Raw genomic sequence first — 12,581 nt, 5'->3', positions numbered from 1 at the left:
CGGCATGCGCTGCGAGATCCGGGTCGACGGACCGCTGCCGAGGGCGCTGAGCGAGGCGTTCCCGGAGCTGGACAGTTGCGTCGTGTCCGACCAGACCGTGCTGTTCGGCCAGGTCACCGACGAGGCGCAGCTGTACGGCCTGCTGGCGCGCTGCCAGTCACTGGGCCTGCGGGTGGTGGAGTTGCGACATCTGCCGGGGTGATCCGCGCTCCGTCCGGGGCCTCACAGGAGGTCCAGCTCCCTCGCGCGGCGTACGGCCTCGCTGCGCCGGGTGACCGCCAGCTTGCGGTAGAGGCTCTTCAGATGGGTCTTGACGGTGTTCACCGACAGATACAGGTCGGCCGCGATCTCCTCCGTCGACATCAGCTGGGCCAGCCGCTGAAGCACCTCGCGCTCACGCTCGCTGAGCGTCTCCGTCACGGGCGCGGGCATACTCTCCTGGGGGGCGTCGCGCACCGGGGCGTGGCCCATCGGCCCGGCCCCCAGCCAGTCGTGGCCCTGGGCCAGGGCGGCGCGCCGCCGCGCCAGTCGCCGCAGCCAGGTGCCGCACTCCAGGAACGGCCGCCGCAGACGCTCGGGCCGGGCCACGGCGAGAGCCCGGGCGACCAGGCGGTGGGCCTCGGCGTCGTCGCCCCGTGCGTCCGCGGCCTGGGCCCGCGCGAGCAGCACCCGTACCTCGATGCCCGGCCCCTCGCCCCGGCCGACGGGGAGCCGCGCGAGCAGGACCTGTGCCGCCTCCTCGTCACCGGCGGCGAGACGGGCGCGCACCGCCGCGACCAGGGTCTCCGCTCCCCCGCCCCGCTCACCGAGGGCCCCCTCCAGCACCCGGGACGCGATGTCGGCACGGCCTTCGGCGAGATGGGCGGCGGCCATCGCCAGGGCCACCCGCTCCCGCAGCCAGGGCGAGGGTTCGACGGTGGCGGACGGTGGTCCCGGCGCGGCCACCAGCCGCAGCGCCGCCCGTGGCCTTCCCCGGGCGAGCAGCAGACGTGACCGCAGCAGTGCCAGGCCCGCGGTGACGAGCGGCTCGTGCGCGGCCGCCGCTGCGGCGTGGTCGAGGTGCGTACGGGCCGCCGCGAGGTCGTCGCGTTCGATGGCCACGGCAGCCAGCACCAGCTGGGCGACACCGGCCCGGGTGGCGGGCGGCAGACCGGCCCGCTCGGCCTCGGCGACCGCTTCCGCGGCGTGGGTCTCGGCGTGGCCCGGCCGGCCGTGCAGGAAGTCGATCAGGGCCAGCCCGCCGAGGCACTCCTGCCGCAGGTGCGCGGTCTGCGGACCGTCGTCCACCAGCGCGGCGGCGCTCAGGGCGGACCGGGCGGCCTCCAGGCGTCCCGCCCACAGCTGGGCCGACCCCAGGTCGCTGAGCAGCAGGGCGGACAGTTCCGGATGGCGGGCGAGCCGGTCGGCGGGCAGGGCGCGCCGGGCCGTCTCGGCGTCCCGGGCGGCGGCCTCGGCGAGGTCGGCCGAGCCGGTCGTCCGGGCGGCGAGGACGCGCAACAGGGCACAGCTCAGGCGCAGGGCGGCGGAGTCGGGGGCGTCGTCGGCGGGCAGGTGCCGCTCGGCACGATACAGATGGCCAAGGCCCCGGTCGAGGTCGTGCGAGGCCAGTGCGCGGGCGGCGCGCACCAGGTCCGCGGCCGGTCCTCGGGCGTCCGGCGGCATCCGGGAGAAGAGTGCGTCGAGGCGTTCGGCGTCGAGTCCGGTGAGCAGCCGTCCGATCGCCGGTTCAGCGATGAACCGGGTGGTGGCCGGCTCCCAGTCGCCGGCCGCCGCGGCGTGCGGGAGTGCCTCGGTGAGCAGTCCCGCCTCGCACAGCCAGCGGCCGGCCCTGCGGTGGAGTTCGGGCTCCAGGCCGGGGTGCCTGACGCGCAGATGGACCCGGAGGATCTCGGCGAACAGGGGGTGCAGCCGGTACCAGGCCCCGCCGATGCTCTCGACGAAGGCGTTGGCGCGCTGCAGTGCCGCGAGGATCCCTTCGGCGTCGTCACGGCCCGTGAGGGCGCCCGCGAGCCCGGGATGGATCTGTTCGAGGACGCTCGTGCGCAGCAGCAGGTCCTGGGTCTCGGCCGGCTGGGCGTCGAGCACCTCGGCGAGCAGAAAGTCGGCGAGGGTGCTGCGGCCCGCCTCGAAGTCCTTCAGGAAGGTCTCCGGGTCCTCGGCGCCCTGCGCCGCGAGGATGCACAGCCTCAGACCGGCCGCCCAGCCACCGGTCCGCTCGGTCAGGGCCCGGGTGCCGGCGTCCGACAGCCGCAGGCCGTGGCGGTCGAGGAGCGCGGCGGCCTCCTGCGGGCTGAGGGCGAGGTCGGCGCCGCGGATGTCGGTGACCTCGCCGGCGGCCCGGTACCGGTGCAGCGGCAGCAGGGGCTCCGTACGACTGATGATCAGCAGGCGCAGTCCGCCGCCCGCGTGACGCAGGACGAACTGGAGTTGCTCGGCGACCTCGGTCGAGGTCACGATCCGGTCGAACTCGTCGAGGACGAGGATCAGGGGCTGCGTCCGCCGGCTGAGCCGCGCGGCGAGCCTGGTCAGCAGGGAGTGGTCCACCTCGCCGGGGCGGGCCGGACTGCCGATCTCCTCGGGGGCCTCCAGGCCGTGGCGGCGCAGGGCTTCCAGGGCGTAGGTCCAGAACACGCCGGGCGCGTTGTCGTCGGCCGCCACCGTCAGCCATGCGGTGCGGCCCGGAGCGCCCCCAGCGGTGATCCAGTCGGCGACGAGCAGGGTCTTGCCGGCGCCGGCGGGGCCGTTGACCAGCGTCAGGGGTCCTTCGACGCCCTGTTCCAGCCGCTCCGTCAGGCGAGGTCTGCGCAGACAGGTGCGGGGCGGGGTGGGCACGGTGAACCGCGCCGCCAGCAGGGGGTCGCCGTTCGGGGCCAGCGGCCCCGGGGGCGGATCCCGGTGTCCGCCGGATGCAGGAAGCGGCATGACAGGTCCACCAACAGCCCTCGGGTCATACAGCCGGACAGTCCCTTCTCGGATCTTCGCGTCACGCCGGGGAAGCCGCCATCGGAGAGCGCCCGTCCGGACGTACGCGGACGCCCCGCCCCTTGCCCGGCCTGCCCAAGCGCCCCGTGCCCGCCGACCGGCCGGGAACCGCCGGCCGGTGGTCTTCAGATGCTCCCCAGGCTCCTTGGAGAGCCCGTTGTCATTCTTCGACTCGGCCCTGGCGTGCCGCTGTGTGGACGGGGCCCCACCTGGTCGGAGAAGGAGATTGCCATGCCCCCAGCCCCGCGGACAGAACCCGGGAAGGTCGCGTTCACCGACGTGGAGCCGAATCGTCGCCGGGGCGGCGACCTGCGCGTCCTCCTGAGCCCGAAGACCTGCGGCGCCACCGCCGGCTTCATGGGTGCGGGGACCTTGCTGCCCGGGGAGTTCGTCTCCGAGCACTACCACCCGTACTCCGAGGAGTTCTTCTACATCGTGCGCGGACAGATGACGCTCCGCCTCGACGGACAGCCGGTCGAGCTGTCGGCCGGCGACTCGTTCATGGTGCCGAAGAACGTGCGGCACCGGATGGACAACGACGGCGACGAGGACCTGTTCGCGGTCTTCTTCCTCGGCCCGCTCGCCCCGCGCCCCGACCTGGGGCACGTGGACACCGAGGAGCTGCCCGGCGAGGGCGGCCTCCCCCAGGTCGGGGGGCGCGCATGAGCGAGCGGCGTGTCGTCGTCACCGGCATCGGCGTGGCGGCTCCCGGCGGCCTCGGTGTGCCCGCGTTCTGGGACACCCTGATGGCCGGCCGCTCGATGACCCGGCGGATCACGCACTTCGATCCGTCCGGCTTCCGCTGCCAGGTCGCTGCCGAGATCGACTTCGACCCGGCGGCGAACGGGCTCTCCCCGCAGGAGGCCCGCCGCCTGGACCGGGCGGGGCAGCTCGCGCTGGTCGCCTCGCGGGAGGCGCTGGCCGACAGCGGTCTGGCCGCGGACGCGCTGGACCCGTCCCGGGTGGGCGTGTCGCTCGGCAACGCCATCGGCTGCACCGAGCTGATGGAGCGTGAGTACGTCGTCCTCAGCGACGGCGGCCGCAAGTGGCTGGTGGACCCGGAGTACGCGGTGCCCCAGTTGTACGACGTGATGGTGCCGAGCTCGATGGCGGCCGAGGTCGCCTGGACCGTGGGCGCCGAGGGCCCGGTGGCGCTGGTGTCCACCGGCTGCACCTCGGGCATCGACGCGCTCGGCCACGGCTTCGAACTCGTCCGGGAGGGCAGCGCCGACGTGGTGCTGGCCGCGGGCACGGACGCGCCGGTCTCGCCCGTCACGGTGGCGTGCTTCGACACCCTGCGCGCCCAGTCCACCGCCAACGACGACCCCGAGCACGCGTGCCGGCCCTTCGACCGTGACCGCAAGGGGCTGATCCTCGGCGAGGGTTCGGCCGTGATGGTCTTCGAGGAGCGGGAGCACGCCCTGCGCCGCGGCGCCCGCGTGTACTGCGAGGTACGCGGCTACGCGAGCCGGGCCAACGGCTACCACATGACCGGACTCAAGCCCGACGGGCGGGAGATGGCCGAGGCGATCCGGGTCGCCCTGGGCCAGGCGCGGCTCAACCCGGAGGACATCGACTACATCAACGCGCACGGCTCGGGCACCAAGCAGAACGACCGGCACGAGACGGCCGCGTTCAAGGTCAGTCTGGGGCACCACGCCTACGAGACGCCGGTCAGCTCCATCAAGTCGATGATCGGGCACTCGCTCGGCGCGATCGGCGCCATCGAGGTCGCCGCCTGCTGTCTGGCGATCGACCGCGACGCGATCCCGCCGACCGCCAATCTGTCCGTCCCCGACCCCGAGTGCGATCTGGACTATGTGCCGGTCACCGCCCGGGAGCAGCGCACCGACGCGGTGCTCAGCGTCGGCAGCGGGTTCGGCGGTTTCCAGAGCGCCATCGTGGTGGCCGCACCGGAGAGGACGTACGCATGACACGCCGAGCGGTGGTGACGGGGCTCGGCGTACTGGCGCCGACCGGCATCGGGGCCAAGGCGTACTGGGCGGCCGCGCTGGACGGCCGCAGCGGGCTCGGCCCGATGACGCGCATGGACCCCTCCGGCTATCCGATCAAGGTCATCGGCGAGGTGCCCGACTTCGTGCCGGGCGATCTGCTGCCCAGCCGGGTGGTCGTGGAGACCGCGCTGATGACGCAGTTCGGACTCGTCTGCGCCGACGAGGCGTTGCGCGACGGCGAGTTGGACCCCGGGGAGCAGCCCGAGTACGAGATGAGCGTCGTCACGGCCAACGCGACGGGCGGCGCCGAGTTCGGCCAGCGGGAGATGCAGAACCTGTACGCCAAGGGGCCGTCCCAGGTCGGCGCGTACATGGCCATCGCCTGGTTCTACGCGGCCAACTCCGGTCAGATCTCCATCCGGTACGGGATGCGCGGCCCGAGCGGGGTGTTCATCACCGACCAGGCCGGCGGTCTCGACTGCGTCGGGCAGGCGCGGCGGGTGATCCGCAACGGCGGTACGTTCGCGCTGTCGGGCGGCACCGACTCGTCCTTCTCCCCTTCCGGTCTGGTCGGGCAGATCCCGCCGGGTCTGGTGAGCCTCGACACGGACCCCGGCCGTGCCTATCTCCCCTTCGACGTGGCGGCCCACGGGTACACGCCGGGCGAGGGCGGGGCGATCCTGCTGGTCGAGGAGGCCGCCTCGGCCCGGGCCCGGGGGGTGCGGCCGTACGGGGAGATCGCCGGGTACGCGACCGCCTTCGACCCGCATCCGCGCACCGGGCGCGGGCCGAACCTCCGGCGCGCGATCGAGGGCGCCCTCGCCGATGCGCGGACCGCCCCAGAGGACGTGGACGTGGTGTTCGCCGACGGTTACGGCGTGCCACGTCTGGACCGGCTGGAGTGCGAGGCGCTGGCCGGTGTGTTCGGGCCCGGTGGGGTGGCGGTGACCGTGCCGAAGACGGCCACCGGCCGGATGTACGCGGCGGGGCCGACCGTCGACCTCGTCGCGGCGCTGCTGTCCCTGCGGCACGGGGTGATCCCGCCGACCCTGAACGTCACCGACGTCTCGCCCGACTGCCCGGTCGACCTGATCCTCGGGGACCCCCGGGAGGCGCGGGTGCGTACGGCGCTGGTGATCGCCCGTGGCCACAACGGGTTCAACGCGGCCGTGGTGGTCAAGTCCGTCGCCTGACCGGCCGGCTCAGGCGGCAGGGCACGGGGCGGGAGCCCTCGACGGCGCCGCCCCGTGCCCCGGCAACCGCTCAGCTCCTCAACGACCTCAACGACTCGTCATGGAACGGAGACAGACATGGACGAACTGACCCTCGACGGCCTCCGCGAGATCATGCGGCACTGTGTGGGCACGGGTGAATCGGTGAACCTGGACGGCGACATCGGCGACACGGCGTTCACCGACCTCGGGTACGACTCGCTGGCCGTCCTCGAGGTGGTGACCCAGGTGCAGGGGCGGCTGGGCGTGGCCATCCCGGACGAGGCGCTCAACGACATCGAGACGCCGGGCGCGCTGGTCGAGTACGTGGCCGCGCAGAAGGCGGGGGCGTGACCATGGCCGCCGGGCACACCGAGTCCAGCGTGGTGATCGAGGCCCCCATGGACCTCGTCTGGGGGATGACGAACGATGTCGCGTCCTGGCCGGACCTGTTCACCGAGTACGCGTCGGTGCAGATCCTCGACCGGGACGGTGACACCGTGCGGTTCCGGCTGACGATGCATCCGGACGAGGAGGGGATCCAGCGGTCGTGGGTCTCGGAGCGCACCACCGATGTGCGGACGCGCACGGTACGGGCGCACCGGATCGAGACCGGGCCCTTCGCGTACATGAACATCTTCTGGGAGTACCGGACACTCCCGTCGGGCGGGATCGAGATGCGGTGGGTGCAGGACTTCCATGTGCGGGACGAACTGCCCTACGGCGACCCGGAGATGGCCGAGCATCTGCTGAAGAACACGAAGGTGCAGATGAGTGCCATCAAGGAGCGGATCGAGCGGGTGGCCCGCACGGAGGCCGCTCCGGCCGGCTGAGCGGGCCGGGGGACAGCGGATCGCGCCCGGCCGGGCCCGTCGTGGGGGCGGGTACCGGCCGGGCGTTCCGGTTGCGCGGTTCCGGTCGGTCGTGCCGGGGCGCCGACGGCATGAGGGTGGCCCGGGGAGCACGTCTGACGTGCTCCCCGGGCCACGTGGCCCGTCAGTGCGCGGGGGATGTCACACCGACGGGAGTCGGGGGTCGGAGCCATGGCGGCGGACGCCCCGGCCGGGGCGTCCGCCGCCGTGACCGAAGGGGCCGCCGTGGCCCATCGGCCGGCCTCCGCCCGGGAAGTGGCCGTCCGGGCCGCCCCGTACGCGGCCCGGACGGCGATCGTGGCCGGTGCGGTGGGGGCGGCCGCCCAGCAGCGCCACCGCGATCCCGCCCACGAGCAGCAGCCGGGCCGGCCAGGACAGCAGCCAGTCCGCGCCGAAGAGGACCCCGCCGGCCCCCCAGGCGGCCAGGGCGAGGGCCAGGGCGCGCGTGCCGCGCCGCGACTTCAGCCGGGCGGCGGCCGTGGCCCACCGGCCCCGGCGTTTCTGATCCGGCACCGGCACGGAAGGCTCCGGCAGGTCGTGCAGCGCCTCGTCCAGGGCGGGCGCTGTCTCGGCGGCGAGCACCACGCCGAGCCGCTCGTCGAGCTGGCTCTTGGTCAGACGGCCGCTCGCGAAGTGCTCGCCCAGTTGCCGGGCGGCGGACTCCCGCTCCTGGTCGCCGATGCGGTGGTGGATGGGTGCGGCCATGGTGTCCGTGCCTCCTTGGCAGTCGTTCCCGACGTCGTACGGCCGTCGTACGGGGTTGTACGGGAGTCGGGCGAGGTTCAGCGGCGGGGTCGCGCGGTGGCGGACTCCGAGGCGCCGGGCTCTCCCGTCCGTGCGGGTCCCGGCACCGGGACAGCGCCCCGGGCCGCCGCCGGCACCGCCTGGCGGGCGAGTGCGCTCGGCCACCACAGCCGGGGACCGACGTCCAGGGCGAGCGCGGGAACGAGCAGGGTGCGCACCAGCAGGGTGTCGAACAGGACGCCGACGGCGACGAGCATTCCCATCTGCAGCATGCTCACCGCGGGCAGCACCCCGAGCACGGAGAACGTGGCGGCCAGCACCAGCCCCGCACTCGTGATCACGCCGCCGGTGACCGCGACCGCGCGCACCACACCGGCCGCGTGACCGCGTACGGCGGCCTCCTCGCGGGCCCGGGTCACCATGAAGATGGTGTAGTCGACGCCGAGGGCGACCAGGAACAAAAAGCCCATCAGGATCAGCGACTCGTCCGAGCGGGGATGCCCGATACCGCGGAAGAGCAGGACGGAGATGCCGAGGGCGGCGAGGAAGGACAGCGCCACGCTGGCGAGCAGCAGCACCGGCGCGACCAGGGCCCGCAGCAGGGCGACGAGCACCAGGAAGACGACGGCGAGGACGAGCGGGATGACGGTCCGTTCGTCGTGCGTGTAGGCGCGGGCGGTGTCCAGCCGGGTCGCGGTGTCGCCGCCCACCAGGGCCGAGGAGCCGGGCACGGCGTGCACCGCGTCCCTGACCTGCTCGATGGTGTGTTCGGCGGCTTTGCTGTCGGGCGGGTCGGTGAGCACGGCCTTGAGATGCACCCAGTCGCCGGACCGCTGCGGGTCCAGGACGCGGGCGACGCCATGGGTGCGTTCGAGTGCCGCGGTGACCTCGGTCGTACGGTCGGCGGCGGCGTAGACGTCGAAGGGGGAGGCGGAGCCGGCCGGGAAGTGCCGGGCCACGACGCTCTGGCCGACGACGGACTCCTGGGTGGTGGTGAACGAGTCCGCCTGCGTCAGTCCGGTGCGCAGACCGAGGCCGCCGAGGGCGCAGGCGGCCAGCGCGACGGCTCCGACGAGCCAGATGGTGCGCGGACGGCGGGCCACCCAACGGGCGATGCGCCCCCAGACGCCGTGTTCCTCGTCCGTGGTGGTGTCGGCGCCGGCGCGCGGCACGAACGGCCAGAACAGCCAGCGGCCGAGGATCACCAGCAGGGCGGGGAGCAGGGTGGTCATGGCGAGATAGGCGACGACGATCCCGACGGCCGCCACCGGGCCGAGACCGCGGGTGGAGTTCATGCGCGCGGCGAGCAGGCAGAGCAGGCCGAGTGTGACAGTGGTGGCGGAGGCCAGGATCGCGGGCAGCGAGCGGCGCAGCGCGAGCGCCATCGCCTCGTGGCGGTTGGCGTGGTGGCGCAGCTCCTCGCGGTAGCGGGCGATGAGCAGCAGGGCGTAGTCGGTGCCCGCGCCGAAGACGAGGACGGTCAGCACGCTGGCGCTCTGGCCGTTGACGACGAGTCCGGCGTGGGTGGCCAGCAGATAGACGACCGCGTTGGCCAGGGCCGCGCTCAGGCCCACGGACAGGAGCGGGACGAGCCAGAGGACGGGGCTGCGGTAGGTCAGCAGCAGGACGAGGGCGACGACGGCGATGGTGGCCAGCAGCAGGGGTCCGTCGACGCCGCCGAAGACACCGGCGAGGTCGGCGGCCGAGCCGCCGGGTCCGGTGACGTCGACCTGGAGGCCGCCCGGGGCGCCCGTACGGGCCTGGTGACGCATGTCCTTGACGTGGTCGACGAGTTGGTTGAAGCCGTCGTCGCCGTGCATGGTCAGCGGGACCGTGAGAAGCAGCGCCTTGCGGTCCTGGGAGGCGGCGACGGGCGCGAGGGCGCCGTCGCTGTAGTGGCCGAAGCGGGCGCGGTCCGCGTCGGCCTTCGCCCGGTCCTCGGCGGTGACGGCGCCGTCGCGGGAGTAGACCACCACCGCCGGCAGGGTGTTGCCGACGCCGAAGTGGTGCTTGCCCGCCTCGAAGGCGAGGGTGGACTCGGCGCTCTTGGGCAGCCAGGCGGTGGCGTCGTTGCTCTGGGCCGAGGTGAGCTTGGACCCCAGCGGCCCCGCCACGAAGGCGAGTAAGAGCCACAGCAGCAGGACCGCCCACTTGGTGCGGGAGCCCGCGGGCCAGACCGCGAGCCGCTTCCAGACCGGCATCGGTGTTTCCTTTCCCGACCCGCCCGGTGAGGCGGGGTTGTGGAGGTACGAAGGTGCGAAGGTGCGAGGCAGGTACGGGAGGTGCCGGCCGGCTGGGCCGTCCCCTCCCCGCCCGGGGGACGGCGGGGAAGGGACGGCGGGGTGAACCCCCGCCGGTCAGCCGGCGGCCTCGGCGGGGGTCTCGGTGGCGGTGCCGCCCCAGCCGCGCTGTTCGAGCACGACGTCCTTGAGGAACAGGGAGGCGGCGAAGCCCACGGCGAGGATCACCGCGGCGGTCAGGAAGACCGGGCTGAGCGCATGTGCGTAGGCCTGGGCCAGTCCGTCGCGCAGGCTTTGCGGTTGGTGCTTGAGCCACTCGGGGCCGATGGACCCGCCCGACGGCAGACGGCTCGCGTCCTTCGCCGAGAGATACCGGGGGATCTCGTGGCCCAGCCGGTGGTTGAGGATCGTCGCGAACACGGAGACACCGAAGGAGGTGCCGAGCATCCGGCTGAAGGTGACCGTGGAGGTCGCGGCCCCCATGTCGCGGGGCGGCGCGGCGTTCTGCACGGCGACGACGACCACCTGCTGGGACAGGCCCGCGCCGACGCCGAGCAGGAACATGTAGAAGCCGGAGGTGACTCTGCCGGTGTCGGCGTCCATGGTGGAGAGCAGGTAGGCGGCGATGCCGGAGACGGCCATGCTGGCGACCGGGAACCACTTGTAGCGGCCGCTCTTGGCGACGGCGCCGCCGACCCCGAAGGAGGCGATCATCAGGCCGAACATCATCGGGAGCAGCAGCAGGCCGGAGTTGGTGGCCGTGGCGCCCGAGGAGATCTGCAGATACAGCGGCAGGAAGAAGACGAGACCGAAGCCGGTCAGGCCCGCGACCAGGGACACGAGGTTGCAGATGTCGAAGGTCGAGTCGCGGAACAGATGCAGCGGGATGACAGGCTCGGCGGCCCGGCGCTCCACGACGACCCAGGCCACCAGCAGGGCGAGGGCGCCGGTGAAGAGCCCGATCACCACCGGGGAGCCCCAGGCGTACCTGGTGCCCGCCCAGTTGGCGGCCAGGACGAGGGCGACGAGTCCGCCGGACAGCAGCAGCATGCCGAGGTAGTCGATGCGCGGACGCTCCACGTGCGTACGGCCCTTGAGGAAGACCGCGACGAGCGCGAAGGCCACCGCTCCGATGGGCAGGTTGACGTAGAAGACCCAGCGCCAGGTGAGGTGGTCGGAGAAGAAGCCGCCCGCGAGCGGCCCGCCGATGGCGGACAGGGCGAAGACGCCTGCCGAGTACCCCTGGTACTTGGCGCGTTCGCGGGGGCTGAACAGATCGCCGGTGAGGGCGAACATCGCGGCCATCACTCCGCCGCCGCCGATGCCCTGCACCACCCGGAAGACGATGAGCTGGGTCATGCTCTGGGCCGCGCCGCAGGCCGCGGAACCGGCCAGGAAGACGACGGTGGAGGCGAGGAACACCGGCTTGCGGCCGAGGAGATCGCCCAGTTTGCCGGCGAGCGGCATCACCGCGCTGGTGGCGAGGATGTAGGCCGCGCCGACCCAGCCGATGCGGTCGAGTCCGCCGAGGTCGCCGACGATCGTCGGCACCGCGGTGGCCACGATGGAGGAGTCGAGGGTGGCCATCAGCATCGCGAACAGCAGACCGAAGTAGACGAGCATCACCTGCTGATGGGTCATGGTCGGCGTCGCCTGCGATGCGATGGCACCGTCGCGCGCCTCGTGGGCGGTGGACACGGGCAGCCCCCTGGAACGAAGGATTTATTTGACAATTGCACATACGTGCCAAAGTCAATTACATGCCTTCAGCATAGAACTGCCTAAGTCACACGTCAACGGCTACCATGGGGACATGACCAAGCCCGTGGACTCGACCTCCTCCTACGACGCCTCCGAGGCCGCCCCCACGGCCCCCCTGACCGACCACGACCCCGAGCCGGATCCGGCGTTGGTCGCCGTCGAGCGCGCCATGGTCCGCATCCGGCGCAACCAGACCAAGCGGACCCTGGGCCGCTTCGTGACGAGTCGGCTCGACCGGTCCATCGACCTGACGCACACCGTCGTGGTCGACGCCGTCGAGGAGGAACCCGAGGAGCCGGGCCAGGAGGTGACGGTGGGTCTGGTCGCCGAACGCCTCGCCGTGGACCCCTCACGGGCGAGCCGGCTGGTGGCGGCGAGTGTCGAGGCGGGCTATGTGCGGCGGGTGCCGTCACAGGCCGACAGCCGGCGCGCCTGCCTGGAGCTGACCGAGGCGGGACACGACCTGGCCGCCCTGGCGCACCAGGTGCGCCAGGAGTACTTCGGCGAGATCATGCAGGACTGGTCCGCCAGGGACCGCAAGGACTTCGCCCGGCTGCTGAGCAAGTTCGCGGGCGTCCCCGTCCGCAGCCAGTACGCCTACGACCCGGCCGAGGACGGCGAGGACGAGCACGCCGGAAACTGACCGGCCGGACACACGAACGCGCCGCCGGGGATGGAGCTCCCCGGCGGCGCGTCGGTGCCTCCTCCGGTGCGCCGCGCCCTAGAGGGCTGATGAAGATCTTGGTGAGGGGCTGTCCGGCCGTTAGGCCGGGCAGCCCCTGTTCGCTATGCGGTGGCCGGGGCGAGTTGCCAGCG

Annotated in this window: 11 protein-coding genes; 7 read left to right on the top strand and 4 right to left on the bottom strand. The window is 73.1% G+C overall.

Going from position 1 to position 12,581, the window contains the following annotated elements; all coding sequences use genetic code 11:
• Positions 1-4: 4 nt before the first annotated feature.
• A complete protein-coding gene (locus ACFY2Z_RS23340) occupies positions 5-202 on the top strand; it encodes a hypothetical protein (RefSeq protein WP_390746026.1) in 198 nt (65 codons plus the stop codon).
• 20 nt (positions 203-222) lie between these two features.
• Here ACFY2Z_RS23340 and ACFY2Z_RS23335 read toward each other — a convergent pair whose 3' ends face one another.
• A complete protein-coding gene (locus tag ACFY2Z_RS23335; RefSeq protein WP_390746025.1) occupies positions 223-2,922 on the bottom strand; it encodes a LuxR C-terminal-related transcriptional regulator in 2,700 nt (899 codons plus the stop codon).
• Positions 2,923-3,213: 291 nt separating this feature from the next.
• On the opposite strand from ACFY2Z_RS23335, the gene ACFY2Z_RS23330 reads away from it, so the two are divergent.
• The 5 genes from ACFY2Z_RS23330 to ACFY2Z_RS23310 all read left to right on the top strand — a co-directional run bounded on the left by ACFY2Z_RS23330 (position 3,214) and on the right by ACFY2Z_RS23310 (position 6,981).
• The gene (locus ACFY2Z_RS23330; RefSeq protein ID WP_390746024.1) at positions 3,214-3,648 is read left to right on the top strand and encodes a cupin domain-containing protein; all 435 of its coding nucleotides are present in this window, start codon (positions 3,214-3,216) and stop codon (positions 3,646-3,648) included.
• Positions 3,645-4,916 carry a beta-ketoacyl-[acyl-carrier-protein] synthase family protein gene (locus tag ACFY2Z_RS23325; RefSeq protein WP_390746023.1) on the top strand — a complete coding sequence of 424 codons (1,272 nt, stop codon included), beginning with the start codon at positions 3,645-3,647 and terminating at the stop codon, positions 4,914-4,916. The genes ACFY2Z_RS23330 and ACFY2Z_RS23325 overlap by 4 nt, the downstream gene beginning before the upstream one ends.
• Positions 4,913-6,130, top strand: a complete 1,218-nt coding sequence (locus ACFY2Z_RS23320; RefSeq protein ID WP_390746022.1) for a ketosynthase chain-length factor — start codon at positions 4,913-4,915, stop codon at positions 6,128-6,130. Before ACFY2Z_RS23325 ends, ACFY2Z_RS23320 begins: the two co-directional genes overlap by 4 nt.
• A 117-nt stretch (positions 6,131-6,247) precedes the next feature.
• Positions 6,248-6,502, top strand: coding sequence for an acyl carrier protein (locus ACFY2Z_RS23315; RefSeq protein ID WP_365162573.1), 255 nt, complete (start codon positions 6,248-6,250; stop codon positions 6,500-6,502).
• A gap of 2 nt (positions 6,503-6,504) precedes the next feature.
• The gene (locus tag ACFY2Z_RS23310) at positions 6,505-6,981 is read left to right on the top strand and encodes an SRPBCC family protein (RefSeq protein WP_390746149.1); all 477 of its coding nucleotides are present in this window, start codon (positions 6,505-6,507) and stop codon (positions 6,979-6,981) included.
• Between the two features lie 180 nt (positions 6,982-7,161).
• Here ACFY2Z_RS23310 and ACFY2Z_RS23305 read toward each other — a convergent pair whose 3' ends face one another.
• From ACFY2Z_RS23305 to ACFY2Z_RS23295, 3 genes are all read right to left on the bottom strand, one after another.
• Positions 7,162-7,725 carry a DUF1707 domain-containing protein gene (locus ACFY2Z_RS23305; RefSeq protein WP_390746021.1) on the bottom strand — a complete coding sequence of 188 codons (564 nt, stop codon included), beginning with the start codon at positions 7,723-7,725 and terminating at the stop codon, positions 7,162-7,164.
• A gap of 77 nt (positions 7,726-7,802) precedes the next feature.
• Positions 7,803-9,965: an MMPL family transporter gene (locus tag ACFY2Z_RS23300; RefSeq protein WP_390746020.1), complete on the bottom strand. Its 2,163-nt coding sequence runs from the start codon at positions 9,963-9,965 to the stop codon at positions 7,803-7,805.
• Positions 9,966-10,121: 156 nt separating this feature from the next.
• Positions 10,122-11,702, bottom strand: coding sequence for an MDR family MFS transporter (locus ACFY2Z_RS23295; protein WP_390746019.1), 1,581 nt, complete (start codon positions 11,700-11,702; stop codon positions 10,122-10,124).
• Between the two features lie 115 nt (positions 11,703-11,817).
• On the opposite strand from ACFY2Z_RS23295, the gene ACFY2Z_RS23290 reads away from it, so the two are divergent.
• Complete coding sequence (locus ACFY2Z_RS23290; protein WP_390746018.1) at positions 11,818-12,408, top strand: MarR family winged helix-turn-helix transcriptional regulator; 591 nt, start codon at positions 11,818-11,820, stop codon at positions 12,406-12,408.
• The last annotated feature ends 173 nt before the right edge of the window (positions 12,409-12,581 follow it).

The organism is Streptomyces sp. NPDC001222, from assembly GCF_042896945.1.
GTDB lineage: Bacteria > Actinomycetota > Actinomycetes > Streptomycetales > Streptomycetaceae > Streptomyces > Streptomyces gibsoniae.
This window is presented reverse-complemented; position numbering and strand designations above follow the sequence as displayed.

Coding starts and splice junctions, on each gene's coding strand:
- ACFY2Z_RS23310 (WP_390746149.1), top strand. CDS start 6,505: ATGGCCGCCGGGCACACCGAGTCCAGCGTGGTGATCGAGGCCCCCATG.
- ACFY2Z_RS23315 (WP_365162573.1), top strand. CDS start 6,248: ATGGACGAACTGACCCTCGACGGCCTCCGCGAGATCATGCGGCACTGT.
- ACFY2Z_RS23330 (WP_390746024.1), top strand. CDS start 3,214: ATGCCCCCAGCCCCGCGGACAGAACCCGGGAAGGTCGCGTTCACCGAC.
- ACFY2Z_RS23320 (WP_390746022.1), top strand. CDS start 4,913: ATGACACGCCGAGCGGTGGTGACGGGGCTCGGCGTACTGGCGCCGACC.
- ACFY2Z_RS23305 (WP_390746021.1), bottom strand. CDS start 7,725: ATGGCCGCACCCATCCACCACCGCATCGGCGACCAGGAGCGGGAGTCC.
- ACFY2Z_RS23290 (WP_390746018.1), top strand. CDS start 11,818: ATGACCAAGCCCGTGGACTCGACCTCCTCCTACGACGCCTCCGAGGCC.
- ACFY2Z_RS23325 (WP_390746023.1), top strand. CDS start 3,645: ATGAGCGAGCGGCGTGTCGTCGTCACCGGCATCGGCGTGGCGGCTCCC.
- ACFY2Z_RS23335 (WP_390746025.1), bottom strand. CDS start 2,922: ATGCCGCTTCCTGCATCCGGCGGACACCGGGATCCGCCCCCGGGGCCG.
- ACFY2Z_RS23340 (WP_390746026.1), top strand. CDS start 5: ATGCGCTGCGAGATCCGGGTCGACGGACCGCTGCCGAGGGCGCTGAGC.
- ACFY2Z_RS23300 (WP_390746020.1), bottom strand. CDS start 9,965: ATGCCGGTCTGGAAGCGGCTCGCGGTCTGGCCCGCGGGCTCCCGCACC.